The sequence below is a fragment of the Desmonostoc muscorum LEGE 12446 genome, from assembly GCF_015207005.2.
In the GTDB taxonomy this organism is placed as follows: Bacteria; Cyanobacteriota; Cyanobacteriia; order Cyanobacteriales; family Nostocaceae; genus Nostoc; species Nostoc muscorum.
Genome location: NZ_JADEXS020000001.1, coordinates 5745058 through 5759044, shown reverse-complemented (window position 1 = coordinate 5759044; position 13987 = coordinate 5745058). Strand labels below are relative to the sequence as shown.

17 protein-coding genes are annotated in these 13987 nt (G+C 40.9%); 9 read left to right on the top strand and 8 right to left on the bottom strand.

What is annotated here, in order from left to right; all coding sequences use genetic code 11:
* Positions 1 to 62: 62 nt before the first annotated feature.
* Positions 63 to 686: an adenylate kinase family protein gene (locus IQ276_RS24525; protein ID WP_193918138.1), complete on the bottom strand. Its 624-nt coding sequence runs from the start codon at positions 684 to 686 to the stop codon at positions 63 to 65.
* A 343-nt stretch (positions 687 to 1029) separates the two neighbouring features.
* Here IQ276_RS24525 and IQ276_RS24520 point away from each other — a divergent pair, with 343 nt between their 5' ends.
* On the top strand, positions 1030 to 1566 hold the full coding sequence (locus IQ276_RS24520) for a P-loop NTPase family protein (protein ID WP_190876129.1): 537 nt from the start codon (positions 1030 to 1032) through the stop codon (positions 1564 to 1566).
* A gap of 82 nt (positions 1567 to 1648) precedes the next feature.
* The gene (dcd, locus tag IQ276_RS24515) at positions 1649 to 2218 is read left to right on the top strand and encodes a dCTP deaminase (RefSeq protein WP_199342260.1); all 570 of its coding nucleotides are present in this window, start codon (positions 1649 to 1651) and stop codon (positions 2216 to 2218) included.
* Positions 2219 to 2245: 27 nt separating this feature from the next.
* Here dcd and IQ276_RS24510 read toward each other — a convergent pair whose 3' ends face one another.
* Positions 2246 to 2542, bottom strand: a complete 297-nt coding sequence (locus IQ276_RS24510; RefSeq protein ID WP_193918140.1) for a hypothetical protein — start codon at positions 2540 to 2542, stop codon at positions 2246 to 2248.
* A gap of 118 nt (positions 2543 to 2660) precedes the next feature.
* Between IQ276_RS24510 and IQ276_RS24505 the strand changes: the two genes are divergently transcribed.
* The 5 genes from IQ276_RS24505 to IQ276_RS24485 all read left to right on the top strand — a co-directional run bounded on the left by IQ276_RS24505 (position 2661) and on the right by IQ276_RS24485 (position 6395).
* Positions 2661 to 2915, top strand: coding sequence for a FitA-like ribbon-helix-helix domain-containing protein (locus IQ276_RS24505; protein ID WP_190876127.1), 255 nt, complete (start codon positions 2661 to 2663; stop codon positions 2913 to 2915).
* Positions 2912 to 3331 (top strand): type II toxin-antitoxin system VapC family toxin, encoded by a 420-nt coding sequence (locus IQ276_RS24500; RefSeq protein WP_193918142.1) that lies wholly within the window; start codon positions 2912 to 2914, stop codon positions 3329 to 3331. The genes IQ276_RS24505 and IQ276_RS24500 overlap by 4 nt, the downstream gene beginning before the upstream one ends.
* A 344-nt stretch (positions 3332 to 3675) precedes the next feature.
* Positions 3676 to 4794 (top strand): DUF262 domain-containing protein, encoded by a 1119-nt coding sequence (locus IQ276_RS24495; protein WP_193918144.1) that lies wholly within the window; start codon positions 3676 to 3678, stop codon positions 4792 to 4794.
* Positions 4791 to 5951 carry a DUF3696 domain-containing protein gene (locus IQ276_RS24490; RefSeq protein WP_193918146.1) on the top strand — a complete coding sequence of 387 codons (1161 nt, stop codon included), beginning with the start codon at positions 4791 to 4793 and terminating at the stop codon, positions 5949 to 5951. Before IQ276_RS24495 ends, IQ276_RS24490 begins: the two co-directional genes overlap by 4 nt.
* A 15-nt stretch (positions 5952 to 5966) precedes the next feature.
* A complete protein-coding gene (locus IQ276_RS24485) occupies positions 5967 to 6395 on the top strand; it encodes a hypothetical protein (protein ID WP_235115928.1) in 429 nt (142 codons plus the stop codon).
* Here IQ276_RS24485 and IQ276_RS24480 read toward each other — a convergent pair.
* From IQ276_RS24480 to IQ276_RS24470, 3 genes are read right to left on the bottom strand one after another with little or no spacing between them, the layout of a single operon-like run.
* Complete coding sequence (locus IQ276_RS24480) at positions 6392 to 6739, bottom strand: transposase (RefSeq protein ID WP_235115477.1); 348 nt, start codon at positions 6737 to 6739, stop codon at positions 6392 to 6394. The two genes, IQ276_RS24485 and IQ276_RS24480, sit on opposite strands and share 4 nt — an antisense overlap.
* Positions 6736 to 6885: a hypothetical protein gene (locus IQ276_RS24475; protein WP_235115476.1), complete on the bottom strand. Its 150-nt coding sequence runs from the start codon at positions 6883 to 6885 to the stop codon at positions 6736 to 6738. The genes IQ276_RS24480 and IQ276_RS24475 overlap by 4 nt, the downstream gene beginning before the upstream one ends.
* A gap of 56 nt (positions 6886 to 6941) precedes the next feature.
* On the bottom strand, positions 6942 to 7451 hold the full coding sequence (locus IQ276_RS24470; protein WP_193926101.1) for a helix-turn-helix domain-containing protein: 510 nt from the start codon (positions 7449 to 7451) through the stop codon (positions 6942 to 6944).
* 21 nt (positions 7452 to 7472) lie between these two features.
* On the opposite strand from IQ276_RS24470, the gene IQ276_RS24465 reads away from it, so the two are divergent.
* Together IQ276_RS24465 and IQ276_RS24460 are read left to right on the top strand one after the other, a co-directional pair.
* On the top strand, positions 7473 to 8027 hold the full coding sequence (locus IQ276_RS24465; protein ID WP_193924820.1) for a hypothetical protein: 555 nt from the start codon (positions 7473 to 7475) through the stop codon (positions 8025 to 8027).
* Between the two features lie 107 nt (positions 8028 to 8134).
* Positions 8135 to 8878 (top strand): Uma2 family endonuclease, encoded by a 744-nt coding sequence (locus IQ276_RS24460; RefSeq protein WP_193924818.1) that lies wholly within the window; start codon positions 8135 to 8137, stop codon positions 8876 to 8878.
* Between the two features lie 191 nt (positions 8879 to 9069).
* Here the strand turns inward: IQ276_RS24460 and IQ276_RS24455 are convergent, their stop codons facing one another.
* From IQ276_RS24455 to IQ276_RS24445, 3 genes are all read right to left on the bottom strand, one after another.
* On the bottom strand, positions 9070 to 10200 hold the full coding sequence (locus tag IQ276_RS24455) for a CO2 hydration protein (protein WP_193924816.1): 1131 nt from the start codon (positions 10198 to 10200) through the stop codon (positions 9070 to 9072).
* Positions 10201 to 10369: 169 nt separating this feature from the next.
* Positions 10370 to 11875, bottom strand: a complete 1506-nt coding sequence (locus tag IQ276_RS24450) for an NADH-quinone oxidoreductase subunit M (protein WP_190876120.1) — start codon at positions 11873 to 11875, stop codon at positions 10370 to 10372.
* Between the two features lie 148 nt (positions 11876 to 12023).
* A complete protein-coding gene (locus tag IQ276_RS24445) occupies positions 12024 to 13880 on the bottom strand; it encodes an NAD(P)H-quinone oxidoreductase subunit F (RefSeq protein WP_193919631.1) in 1857 nt (618 codons plus the stop codon).
* Positions 13881 to 13987 lie beyond the last annotated feature (107 nt).

Below are 13987 nucleotides of genomic sequence, written 5' to 3'. Positions count from 1 at the left end.
GTCTTACATATACCATACATATGATTTTTGGATGAATAAGATTTAGCTACATTCAGCGATGTCTAGGGAACTGAAAGCAGAGTCAAAATATTTTGCAGCACCATCTCTGGTGACTGGTCACCGTTGATGGTTAATAGGCGGCGACGACGGTCGTAATATTCTAGGATGGGGATGGTGCGATCGTAGAATAATTCTACACGACGCTGTACAATTTCAGGCTGGTCATCTGGTAGCGATCGCCCCAGCGATCGGCTAACCATCACTGCTTCTGGAACTTGGAGATAAATTGCCCAATCTAGCTTTTGCCCTAAATCATCTAATAAAAAATCTAATTCTTCAGCTTGAAAAGCAGTACGGGGATAACCCTCTAACACCCAAGTGCAGTTAATATCTGGTTGTCTAAGGCGAATTCGGATCAATTCAATGATCATTTCGTCTGGGACTAATTCCCCTTTTTCTAGATATGGCCGTGCGTGGTAGCCTAATTCACTTAGGCTAGCGTAAACAGAAAAATAAGTCCGAGGGTCGGCTTGCGACCATTGGAACTTCGGCAACGGCTTGTCACCAGATATAGCTTCCCGTAAAATCTCACCTGTAGAAATCAGTGGAATATCAAAGTATCTGCAAAGCCTTTGTGCTTGAGTGCTTTTACCCGATCCTGAACCTCCCAGAATCACTAATCTCACAACAATTCACTCCTCATCGTGTCAAATTCAATACTTTATAAGTCTGTTTTGCCCAAATAACCAGAAAATCTAACATTTAAAGACTTTCAGCCGCTACTTCCAGCTTTTTTAAGTGATTGTAACTGTAACTTATTTGTTATCATTTTTACGACTACTTTCAGAGAAAAAACCAAAATTTAACTCAAAATAACCCTTGACTTTAGAACAAGGGTAGTGTTTGACTAAGAATGCAATTTGCCAAACCCACTAGACCTGTGAAAAACAGATTGATTATACAGGCAGATTTGTAAGAACTAATCCTAGTAAAAGCCTGTAATTTATTGTAACTTTTTGAACTTTACCTATGGTTGCCCAGCTAGAAACACCGAGTATAAATTCAAGTCTGACCTTACCATATCCAGTAGAAGGACTAGTGCAAGTTTTTACTAGTTCTCATCGTAATTTTTTTACGAGTGTTATGGCTCAAGCACTGAGAATCGCCGGACAAGGAACGCCAGTATTAATAGTGCAGTTCCTCAAAGGAGGTATTCGTCAAGGACAGGAACGACCTATACAATTGGGACAAAATTTAGATTGGATTCGCTGTGATATACCTCGTTGCATTGATACACCACATCTCGACGATACAGAAAACCAAGCCTTACAAAAGCTATGGCAGTATACACAACACGTAGTAGAGGAAAGCAAGTATTATCTCGTAGTCTTAGATGAGCTAAGTTTAGCGATTAACTTTGGTTTAATTCCGGAAACAGAAGTTTTAGCGTTTCTGGCAAAACGCCCTCCCCATATCGATATCATTCTCACAGGGCCAGAGATGCCGAAATCTCTGTTGGATGTAGCAGATCAAATTACAGAAATCCGCCGTAGTCATCGACCCTAAAATACTCAGTTCAGGGTATCCTAGTAGTTCGGTTTGAATTAGCTGTGAACTTGTGATTAAAAACGATATCTGGATTACTGAAATGGCTCAAAAAGGCATGATTTCACCCTTTGAGCCAAGTTTAATCCGAAAAGTGCAAACAAATGAGTCTGTAGCGGTTCAACCTGTAATCAGCTACGGTTTATCTTCTTATGGCTACGATATACGCCTTTCTCCGGCTGAGTTCCGCATTTTCCGCCACATTCCCGGAACTGTAGTTGATCCCAAAAACTTTAATCCCCAAAATCTCGAACCAACAGCACTGCACACAGATGCTAATGGCAGTTACTTTATTTTACCTGCTCACTCCTATGGACTTGGGGTTGCTCTAGAAAAACTAGAGGTTCCTGAGAATATTACAGTGATTTGCATAGGTAAATCAACTTACGCGCGCTGTGGTATAATAGCAAACTTAACACCTGCTGAAGCTGCATGGCGGGGTCATCTTACCTTGGAATTTTCCAACTCTTCTAGCGCAGACTGTCGCATCTACGCTAACGAAGGTGTGGTGCAATTGCTATTTTTAGAAGGTGAACCCTGTGCTATTAGTTACGAAGCAAGACGGGGTAAATATCAGGATCAGCTAGAAATTGTAACTTTAGCTAAAGTTTAGATTTTTGTTTAAAATGCTAGTTTTAACTTAGCTAGACGCTGCTGTTGATCTGATTGTGCGATCGCCCAAAATCAAAAATCTAATTACAAAATATTCCGTAAGTTGAACAGGAAAGACAAAGAGCCGATTGCTCAATTGCGATCGCTCGGCGTTGAACCAGAAACCTAAATCTTTGGCTGATTGGTATGAGAAAAAGCCCCGTTGATTTGTACCGTAACAAAATTTGAATGATAATGAGGTTTCAGACATCACCAATGACATAATGTTTTTGGAATCGTTGTCGCAAAAATTAAAGAAGGAACTCTTAACAATTGCGCCATCCATTTTTTAACTTATCTTAATGGGCGAAAGTGCCCAGACGCGTAGCGGCTTGTCTTCACATATGGACTGATAAACTACCTGAAAATTGCAAATATAAGCAACTAAAAAATCACTCTAAAATATGGCTCAAATCTTAGTTGAAAACTTAGATCCTGTGATTCTAGAAAAGCTAGAAACTCTTGCCAAACAACATGGTAGGTCTTTGCAAGAAGAATTAAGGCAGATCCTACAACAAGCCGCAGAAACAGCGACACACTATCACACTGGCGGTGACATAGAAAAAGTCAGAGAAGCTGTAGCACGCGCTCAAGTGAGATATACAGGAAAAATTTTCAGTGATAGTACTGAACTCATCCGCGAGGACAGAGAACGATGAGTCAGTATGTTTTAGATGCTAGCATTGTCATCAAGTGGTTCATTCCTGAAGTCTACTCTCATGCAGCTAGGCGTTTAGTAGCAAGTAACCATACTTTCTTAGTTCCAGATTTTTTCTTCCCAGAGGTAGGAAACGTCTTGTGGAAACGAGTACGTCGGGGTGAAGACACTGCTGAAAATGCCAGCCAAACATTAACAGATTTAAATGCAGTTCCTGTAGAAGTGTACTTATCTCAACCGTTAATGCCACTTGCTTTAGATATTGCCATTCAAATAGATCGCGCAGTGTATGAGAGTTTATACTTAGCTCTTGCCATTACGCAACAATGCCAGATGGTGACAGCAGACGAAAAATTTTATAACGCACTGAAAACTAGTGGGTACGCAAATAATCTTCTGTGGGTGGAGAATATTTAGATAGCGATCGCTTGAGTTTTAGAGAAATAAGGTGCGATCGCTCGGTATTGAACCAGAAGCCTAATATTTTGGAATGGGGTTAAAGCTGGGTAGAGCTGTAGCACCTTGTTGTCAGACGCTTGGATGTTACCAGAGGCGATCGCGCCAATTTTGGATTTGGCTGGGGAAGTTAAACAAGTAATAGACTAGATACGTAGAGACGTGAAATTTCGCGTCTCTATTATTTGGCAAGATAGTAGGATTGAAATACGCCAGTTAAAAAGCCCCATTTGCTGATGTAGTAACACCAAGCATCACTAATAACTGAGTGAACAAACAAATGTTAATACTAAGGAGTAAGCGCTGTGACACATTTGAGTAACTACAATGCAGAATTAGCTGATGAAGAAATTTTAGAAGAAGAAGATCAAGAAGAAAAAGTTACTTTCCAATATGATCCTGATAAAATTAACATTGTAACTAGGGAACCAACAATAGAGTTATTGCTTAAAAGAATCAATGAAGAAGCTCTTGATTTAGCACCTGATTTCCAACGTCATGCGGATATATGGAAAGAAGATGCCCAAAGCAGGCTTATAGAATCTATTATTATCCGCATCCCAATACCAGCATTTTATATAGATGCTACTAATGAAGATAAATGGTTAGTAGTCGATGGATTACAGCGTCTATTTGCACTAAAGCGCTTTATTCTCGACAAAAAACTCAAACTATCTGGATTAGAATATCTTACAAATCTGGAAGGTCAAACCTTCGATCAAATTGAACGCAGATACCAACGTCGTCTTGAAGAAACTCAGCTAACAGTATATTTAATCGAAAAAGGCACACCTCCAGAAATTAAATATAATATTTTCAAACGTATTAATACAGGAGGTCTAGCTTTATCACCTCAAGAATTACGCCATGCTCTTAATCCTGGTAAGGGAACAAAGTTTTTAACTAAACTTGCTGCATATCCAAAATTTCAACAGGTAGTGAAACTTGGAGATAAGCGGATAATGCGTATGGATGATCGGGAATTTATACTAGGTTTCTTAGCCTTTACTTTGACTTCTTATAAAGATTATGCCGACAATAGAGATACTTTTTTAACTAAAGCACTATCTAAGACAAATAAACTCTCTGAAAACGAGCTACATAACATTGAAAATAATTTTAAAAGAACAATTATAGCTAACTGGAACATCTTTGGCAAAGATGCATTTCGGAAAATATCTGATTCTCAGAAAAGACAGTTTCCTATAAATAAAGCTCTATTTGAATCTTGGTCAGTACTTCTCAGCCAATTGACTGAGGATCAAATACAAATTCTAATAGATAGAAAACAAAAATTGATTGATATATTCAAGACATATATTGACAATGACAAAGATTTTTTAGAATCTATATCTCAGGCTGCTGAGAAAGTGCAGTATAGATTTAGTACTGTAGAAAAAATAATTCAGGAAGTACTTCTATGATTGGTTCCCTAACACTCACAAATTTTAAGCCTTTTCAAAATCAACCCCTTACATTTAGACCACTTACATTTTTATCTGGACTTAACAGTACTGGTAAGTCTTCTGTTTTACAAGCATTGTTATTATTAAGGCAATCTTATCAAAAAGGTTTACTGTCGGAAAAAGGCTTAGTACTCAATGGAGATTTAATTAATATTGGTACAGCTAAAGATGCGATTTTTGAAGGTGCATCTAAACAAGAACAACTAGTATTTGAAATACTTTGGAAAAATGGTACTAAAAGTATATGGAAATTTAAAAATGAAGAAGAAGATGTAGGAGCTAATTTTTTATACCTGACTTCGGAGGATGTAGATGAGCAAATATATCACTTATCCAGTCTTTTTAATCAAAATTTTCATTACATTGAGGCAGAGCGTATAGGGCCAAGAGCATTTAATCAAATGTCATATGACAAAGTTCAATTACTTGGCACACTGGGCGCTAGATGTGAATATACATTACATTTCCTTGCAGTCAATGAGAATAGAATTATTGCTAATCAAAAATTAAGTCATCCTAATGTAAAAAGTTCACAGCCACAATACGACGATCCAGAGGAAAAATCACTAGCTTTAATAGATCAAGTAGAAGCATGGATGGGAGAAATTAGCCCAGGTACACGTATAAGGATAAAATCAAATCCAGACATGGATTTGATAAATTTGCAATCCGGGTATGGAGATAGCAACCCTTACCGTGCAACTAATGTTGGCTTCGGAATTACCTACACTTTACCAATCATAGTAGCTGTACTCGCTTCAGAACCTGATACACTAATTCTAGTTGAAAACCCAGAGGCTCATCTTCATCCTAGAGGGCAGACAAAAATGGGTGAATTGTTAGCACTGGCTGCTAGTTGTGGTGTTCAAGTGGTGATAGAAACTCATAGCGATCATGTTTTAAACGGAATTCGGCTTGCAGTTCATGGCGGAATACTTGAGCCAGAAGATGTCCAGTTGCACTATTTCCAGCGTCAAGAAAAACAAGGACAGATTTTTACTGAAGTAGTTTCACCACGCATTGATAGGAATGGCAGAATTGATCGATGGCCTGATGGATTCTTTGATGAGTGGGAAAAGAATTTAATCACCTTACTAAAACCAAGGGATGTTTAACACATGGACTTGGAGATGGTGTTTAATGAGCTGTCCATGCGAATTCCTGCTGATAATATTCAAACAGCTAAACAAAGGATGTTAGACCTGATTGCTACAGCAAGAGAAGCTGCGGAAAGAGGTGTAAAGCCAATAATTCGCACGCATAGTGAGTTTTATGCTAGTGTACTAGCGAATAATTATTCTTTATTTGATTGGCTTGTAGATCCAAGTATAGATAGGGATGACATACGATTTATTCTCACAGCAGCAAAGATTCCTTATCTAGCAGATATTCAGAATTCTGAGATTGAAAATAGAAATATACTATCTGATTTTTGTTGCGAGGGAGAAACTAGTGCCGGTCTTGGTATTGCTTATCTGCTTGAATCTCTTGCTTTAAGCATCAGATCAGAATCGAAATGGAAATCTAATAGTATTGTTCTGGAAGTTATACCAATTTAATATGAAGCTGCATAGAATAAAGCTTCCAGGATAAAGTTGTAAGAAGAGACGGAAATTACCTGCTCAAGTGTAAGTTGATCAAATATTTCTTGGATGCGATCGCGTAAAGTTTGTAAAGAAGAGAAAAGCTGATTTTTGAGTGGTTTCTTGAGGAGCTGCCAAAGCCTTTCAATGGGATTGAGTTCAGGGGCTGAAGGTGGCTGAAACAGAGGAATAATAAACTCTTGCCAACGAATCGCTGAACTTGTATGAGCAGGTGCTTGGTCAACCTGTAAAATAGCGTAATCCCCACCTAATTGTTGAGATAGCCAGTCCAAAAACTGTTGAAAACACTCGCCATTCAATTTCGGATACTCGTAATGTTGTGATCGCAAGTCTTTGGTTCAATCGCACCATAAATCCAAAAATTTTCCCGTGGCCATTTCACCTCAACAGTAGGCTTGACTCCAGAGGCAGTAATCACTTTTCCTGTGAGAGTTTTCAGTCCCACCCTCGTTTCATCCTGGCACAAGTAGCGAACACACTTGCCAGGTGCTAGATGTTCTTCTAGACAATTAAGAATGATTCCAAGTTTTTTTTAAATTCAGATACCAATTTCTCGTCTTGCTTATGGCTTTGAGGGCGAGGCACTTTTAGTTTTGCTCCTAATCGATATCGAACCCACGCATAAACCGTTGCATACTCTATATCTTGTCCATGTTCTTGTTTCAACCACTCAACTATTGCACCATAGCTACTAAAGCCTTTTCCTGTTTTTAACTCTTCCTCCAGTGCTGCGATCGCTGCGTCATGAATTTTGCGTTTTGCTCCTGGAGCTTTTTTCATTTCCAGTAATTCATATAGCCCGCCTGCTCTATACTTTTGCAACCACCTTGTTACAGTTGAGGTATCTTTCGCCAAGCGTTTTCCAATTTCTTGCTGCTCCTTAACCTGTCCGCTTTTTATCCACCACAGCATAATAAGTTTTTCTTTCTGGTTTCCTAAGTTAGCTGTTTGTAGACGTTTTTTAAGTTCTTCTTCGCTCTCTGCGATTTCAATCTTAAAAGGGCGGCTCATGGTTATTTTAATTTATCAAGTTTGTTTTCTCTATTATATGCAGCTTCATATAAAATTGGTATTACTTGGTTAGAAGACAGTGAAAACTTAAATTCGGATACAGTAGCAGTTGTTCACGCCAGTAGCAAAGAGCATGTACAAGAACATATTGCTTGGATACAGGAGCGGCTGAAAACAGGAGTTAGTGACGGCTTAGATTTATGGAACCGCAGAGGAGAATTATTCCCTTCTCTACTTTTTTGCGAAAGTGTTAGCAAGCAAATACAAAGCCTTGGGAATGGTAGCACGATGTTACGACAAATTCTGAGAAAGTTGTTTGAACTAGAAAACTGCTGTAAAACTTGGACAGATGGAGATTTTGATTTAGACATTCTTGCTAGTAAAGCTACTCCAGAGAGTGACTCTAGGCTTCAGAAGTTAAAGGATAAGTTAACCTTTAAGTGCCCTGATGATGTGTATCGTATATTTAGTTTGCACCTAAGAATGACTGGTGCAGGAGCTTGGCGCCTTCATTTTTCTACAGAATTAGGGCCTGGGAAAATCATCATTGGGTACATCGGCCTGAAAATACAATAGATCAATATTTAATCCGAGCAAGAGATTACTTTGAGCCGAGCTTTGTAGAAAGACCGCGATCGCTTGCTAAACTAAAAAACAACCCTTACTCCTGCAAAGGTAACCTTATGACCTCTGCAACCGATTTATCCACCGACCTCACCCCGTTTCCAGACCATACACAACTTCCTGAGTCTGACGGTACATTCGTGAAAAACTTTCAGGAACATCCCCAAAGCATTCTCCTAACCGACTCGATTAAACCGATATTGCAAAAACGTCACCCTGATGGGCAATACTGTATTGGTCAAGATAGCGGTATCTACTGGCGGATGACTGACCCGCCAGAAAAAGGCGCCGAAGCTCCCGACTGGTTTTATGTAGGGAATGTACCACCTACGCTCGATGGACAAACGCGGAGGTCTTATGTATTATGGCGAGAGTTTATTGCCCCATTAATTGTACTAGAATTTGTCTCTGGGGATGGTAGTCAAGAGCGAGATAAAACTCCTTGGAAGGGAAAATTTTGGATTTATGAACAGGTGATTCGTCCTCCCTTCTACGGCATTTATGAAGTGAATAAAGCCAGTGTGGAAGTTTATGAATTAATTGGTGGAGAATATCAGTTATTAACAGCAAATGAACGTGGACATTATCCTATACTTCCTTTAGAGGTTGAGTTAGGTCTATGGCAGGGACAATATCAGAATATGGAATTACCTTGGCTACGCTGGTGGGATTTACAAGGTAATCTGTTGTTGACTGGCGAAGAAAGAGCCGAACAAGAACATCAAAGAGCCGAGCAAGAACGTCAAAGAGCCGATCGCCTAAGTGCTAAATTGCGCTCTCTAGGCATCGATCCAGACTCGTAATTTTGACCAAAAGTCAATCGATTTTGGATTTTGGATTTTGGATTTTGGATTGCCAACAGGGATTTTGCGTTACCTGTGCGTAAGGTTTGTTGGGGTGAAAGGATTTGTTTTGCCCCTAATGCGCGGGGCATTAACCGAAGCAATTTTTAATCTAAAATCTAAAATCTAAAATCTAAAATTGGCACGGTCAACTATTGATTCACATCCAGCAACCGGGAAGTTTCTAGGCGACTCATCCACTTTCCGAAATAAACTCGATTAGCTTTTTCCTCGGATGGATCTTTAGTATCTATAGGATAAGGTGCCAGTCCCAAAATCGTGGCTGTGGTCACGCAAAACATCGATTTTTGGAAAGTCATACAAATTTGCACTCGTAAATCATCTTCACCCCGGAGGCTGCGACGATAAATTTCATGCAAGTACTCTGGAAGATAATGACGCATATCTTGCATTAACAAGGTGGGAGGAATACCTGCACCGCCGATGGGCAAAGGATCGGCGTACAATGCGCCATACTGGAATCGACTTTGATCTGGGGGAATTTGATATCCTTGGGCGTTGTATGAAACTGTGCCGTGGAAAGGTGTTCCTCTAAAGAATACTGCTTCTACATAAGGAATTGCTGTGTCTGCTAAGAAAGTCAAACCAACGTCTTCGGGAATGATGTCATAGAGTTTTTCTCGAATTTTGACGCTGTAGGTAATCGGCTTTGATGCACTTGCCACTAACCCTGCTTTAATATGGTCTACAACTTGAGAAATCGATTTGATTTTGCCTTCGTCATAGAGGTCTGATAAGCTGAGAAAAATATCAGCCATGACTCGCCAAAATTGACCTAAACCAGTGTAGTAAGCAGAAACCCGCAAGTGTTCAGTTAAAAAGTCTGGAAACAGTTGGTTAACACCTAAAATTAAGGGATTATTTTTAAATTTTGCTATGATTACAGCTTGCGCTCTTTCTTGAAATTCTTTTGTATCTAAATATGCATCGAGACCGCCACCACCGTGCCACATCATGGCTTTCATACAATATTCGGCATATTCAAAATTAATTCGATCGTGCCACCAGTGACGAAGTAGTTTCTGAAAAGAAACGTCTCCATTAAAGTATTTAAAAAATGGGAAAAATAATAAAAACTGATGCTCGGCAATGTAATTCAAATTTATTGAATAGGCATCTAAAACTACACCGTAGCTTTTCAAAATACCAACTACTTCCAGCACATTTTCTGGAGTATCAGGGAGTAATGCGCCTCCTTGTTGCAGGCGTTCAATATACTCAGGTAAGGGTTCACGAGTGAATTTATTTCTAATAGTTACCATTCCTAGTTCTCCAAAAATTATAGGGATTGAGGCGTTGGGCATGGGGCATGGGAAAGAGGCAGAGGGGCAGGGGGCAGGGGGCAAGGGGGAGAATGAAAAATTATCTCTTTCCCCTCTGCTCCCTGCTCCCTGCTCCCTCATCTCCCTCATCTCCCCATCTCTCCACTCCCTACTCCCCACTCCCTATTCTCTTATCCAAAGACACCGTTGCTACTACATTTTGAGTATTCACCATTGCTGTAATTGTTGGTTCAGTCCAACGTGCTAACCAACCAGGTTGGATGCCAAAAATCACAATTAGCAAGGCTAAAATTGCAGCTGGGATGCGATCGCTCCAATACACACGCGGTAAATTAGTAACTGGTGCAGACAAGCGTCCAAAAAAGGCGCGGTTAACAAGTAATAGGAAGTAAACCGCTGTTAAACCCGTACCAATCATGCACAGCAGGGTTTGGACTGGAAAAACTGCAAAACTACCCCGATAAACGACGAATTCGGAAATAAACCCTAGCATTCCTGGTATACCTGCGCTGGCCATGACTCCCACAATCATCAAGCTACCGATTACCGGCATACCGCGTTCTGGGTTCAGCAGTCCTCTGATGATTTCTAAATCCCGGCTTCCGGCTTTTTTATACACAACTCCCACCAGCAAAAACAGCATTGCAGAAATCAAGCCGTGGCTAATCATTTGCATGACAGCACCCAAGACACTTAAAGGTGTAGCCGCCGCCGCCGCTATCAGGACGTAGCCCATATGTCCAATGGAACTGTACGCCACCATTTTTTTCATATCTGTTTGGGCGATCGCACAGGATGAACCATACAATACACTTACTGCTGCCCAAATTGCTAACCAAGGTGCCACATAATTCCAAGCTTCTGGTAACAAGTTCATGCCAAATCGCAGTAAGCCGTAAGTTCCCAACTTCAACAGCACCCCAGCTAACAGTACAGAAATCGGTGTGGAGGCTTCTACGTGAGCATCTGGCAACCAAGTATGGAAGGGAACTAAGGGAATTTTAATCCCGAAGCCTATCAAAATTCCCACTAGCAGTAAAAGTTGGGTTGCTAAAGGTAGAGTCGTGGTGTTCAAGGTTGCTAGGGCAAAGTTAGAGGAACCACTTAGCCAAACAATGCCCAGGAAACTTGCTAAAATTAGGATTCCGGAAACGGCAGTGTAAATCAGAAATTTTGTTGCAGCGTAACCTCGTTTTGCACCACCCCAAATAGCTATCAACAGATACAGGGGAATCAGTTCCAGTTCGTAAAACAGGAAAAATAGCAGTAAATCCTGCGCTAAGAAAGCTCCAGTCACGCCAACGCTTAACAGTAGTATCAAAGAGTAATACAATCTCGGACGCCCAAGGGATTCATCGCTACTGTAGATGGCAATGGAAGTTAACAGTCCATTTAAAACCAGTAATGGCAAAGATAAACCATCTATTCCCAGGTTATAGTTCAAGCCTAAGGCATCTACCCAAGGAACAGATTCGGCAAACTGTTGACTCACTTCCCCAGGACGAAACTGAATTGTGATTACAACTGTCAATAAGAAAGCAATAATCGCAAAGCCCAAAGCTACCCCACGGGCAAGTTTACTACTAATGCCAGAGGGCCAGAAACCAATTAAAGCTGCGCCAATTAAGGGCACTAGAATTAAAGCACTAAGCATAGACTTCAGGTAAGGGGGATGGGGGGATGGGGAGATGAGGGGGATGAGGGGGATGAGGGAGATTAGGGAGAATAACTGTTGACTCCTGACTCTTAACTTCCAACTCTTAACTCTTAACTCCTAACTCAGCACTCAGCACTCAGCACTCTTAAAAGGGCAATTTATCTAATAAACCCAATGACCAGCTGATGAAAAAGCCCAGGACGCTGACGACTGCGAGGATGGTCAACATATAACCTTGGGATTGTCCAGAAATGCTGTACTTTAAACTTTGTCCGCCGAGAATTGTGGCAAACCCAACTAAGTTCACTATACCGTCAACCAAATAGCGATCGCTCCAAGCAGAAATCTTAGATAGCAGCGCTACTGCACTCACTACGGTGACTCGATAAACTCGGTCGATGTAAAAGTCATAACCCAACAAATCTTGGACAAATCTCCATGCCAAAATTCTCGATCTTGACCAGGCTTTGTGTAGATAAATTGTAGACCCTGCAACTACTCCTATTGCAGTAGAAGCAAACAATGCTGACGCTACATACCAATTGATACTTTCCCAATCAGGTAGCAGATACCATTGCTGTAGCATCAGGGGTAAAAGCAAAGTCAATACTGTTAAAGTCACCATTGGCAAGGCCATCGACCAACCAACTTCTGGGGTGCGGCGGGTCTTTTGTTGCGGTTTACCCCAAAAGACTAATCTAAATACTCTGGTCAAGTTCAATGCTGTCAAGCCATTGACTAATAATAAAACTCCAATCACCCAAGGGCTAATACTCACGAAGCCGTCAGCCCAGGCTAACATTGCCCAGAAGCTTCCCAGTGGTAAGAGTGTAACCATTCCTGCTGAACCAACGATGTAGGCAGTGGTGGTAGCCGGCATTCTTGACCATAAACCACCCATTTCTGTCAAGTCTTGGCTTTGGGTTGTTAAGATTACTGAACCAGAACTCATAAATAATAATGCTTTAGCGATCGCGTGGGTTAACAGCAACATCAAGGCTACACCCCCTTGCTGCAAGCCCACTGCCAAAAACGCTAACCCCATGTATGCACTAGTAGAATGAGACAAGGCTCGCTTAATGTCTATTTGGGCTATGGATACTAATGTTGCACCAATTGCCGTCACCGTGCCCATGACTACCAAAGCATTCAAGGCAACCGGTGACAAGGCTAACAATGGTTGCAGTTTAAATAGCAAATAGGCACCACCAGCTACTACCAAAGAATTTCGCATTACAGAGGCGGGGTTCGGTCCTTCCATCGCTTCATCTAACCACAGGTGCAGTGGAAATTGGGCGCATTTACCCGCAGGCCCAGCAATTAACGCTAACCCCAATAATGTGGATGTCACTGGGCTTAAATTAGCTGTTTGCGCCCACTCATATAAATCGGAAAAGTTCAAACTGCCGGCTGAGGTGGAAAGGGTGACTACAGCCATCAGTAGTAACAAGTCTCCCACCCGTTTAGTTAAAAATGCATCTCGCGCCGCTGTCACCACTAACGGTTGAGCATACCAGAACCCCACCAGCAAATAAGTCGAAAGTGTCAAGACTTCCAAAAGCCCATAGCTGAACAACAAAGAATCACTGATTGCTAGGGCACTCAGCGCCGCTTCAAAAAATCCCAGCAGCGCAAAAAAACGTGCTAACGACCAGTCTTTTTCCATGTAACCCAAGGCGTAAACTTGTGCCAATAAGCTTAAACCTGTAATTAAAACTGTTGCCCCGATACTTACTGGTGAGAGTTCTAAGGCAAAGGATAAGTCTAAATCCGCAGCTTTGAACCAGGGAACCAACAACTTTTCTGGTTCTTTATCCCAAATATCTTTAAATACAAACAAGCTATGGACAAAAGCCAAAAGGGTCGTCAACAAGTTGATGTATGCCGCAGGTCTTGGCCCTGTCCGCTGAATTATTCCCAATCCCCACGGTAAGGTCAAAATTGCGCCTAATAGGCTATACAAAGGCACAAACCAACTTGTTGAAAATAAAAATTGACTCATTTAAATTTCCCTTAACGACTCAGGCATGATTTTAAAAAACCTTCCAGACAATTATTTATTTAATAAAATTAATTTACCAAAACCTGTATGTTTCTTTACTGTTGTTG

Bases quoted from the DNA above. Each gene is read 5' to 3' on its own strand.
- IQ276_RS24445 (WP_193919631.1), bottom strand. From the start codon at position 13,880: ATGAGTCAATTTTTATTTTCAACAAGTTGGTTTGTGCCTTTGTATAGC.
- IQ276_RS24520 (WP_190876129.1), top strand. From the start codon at position 1,030: ATGGTTGCCCAGCTAGAAACACCGAGTATAAATTCAAGTCTGACCTTA.
- IQ276_RS24460 (WP_193924818.1), top strand. From the start codon at position 8,135: ATGACCTCTGCAACCGATTTATCCACCGACCTCACCCCGTTTCCAGAC.
- dcd (WP_199342260.1), top strand. From the start codon at position 1,649: ATGGCTCAAAAAGGCATGATTTCACCCTTTGAGCCAAGTTTAATCCGA.
- IQ276_RS24485 (WP_235115928.1), top strand. From the start codon at position 5,967: ATGGTGTTTAATGAGCTGTCCATGCGAATTCCTGCTGATAATATTCAA.
- IQ276_RS24500 (WP_193918142.1), top strand. From the start codon at position 2,912: ATGAGTCAGTATGTTTTAGATGCTAGCATTGTCATCAAGTGGTTCATT.
- IQ276_RS24505 (WP_190876127.1), top strand. From the start codon at position 2,661: ATGGCTCAAATCTTAGTTGAAAACTTAGATCCTGTGATTCTAGAAAAG.
- IQ276_RS24450 (WP_190876120.1), bottom strand. From the start codon at position 11,875: ATGCTTAGTGCTTTAATTCTAGTGCCCTTAATTGGCGCAGCTTTAATT.
- IQ276_RS24510 (WP_193918140.1), bottom strand. From the start codon at position 2,542: ATGGATGGCGCAATTGTTAAGAGTTCCTTCTTTAATTTTTGCGACAAC.
- IQ276_RS24470 (WP_193926101.1), bottom strand. From the start codon at position 7,451: ATGAGCCGCCCTTTTAAGATTGAAATCGCAGAGAGCGAAGAAGAACTT.
- IQ276_RS24455 (WP_193924816.1), bottom strand. From the start codon at position 10,200: ATGGTAACTATTAGAAATAAATTCACTCGTGAACCCTTACCTGAGTAT.
- IQ276_RS24490 (WP_193918146.1), top strand. From the start codon at position 4,791: ATGATTGGTTCCCTAACACTCACAAATTTTAAGCCTTTTCAAAATCAA.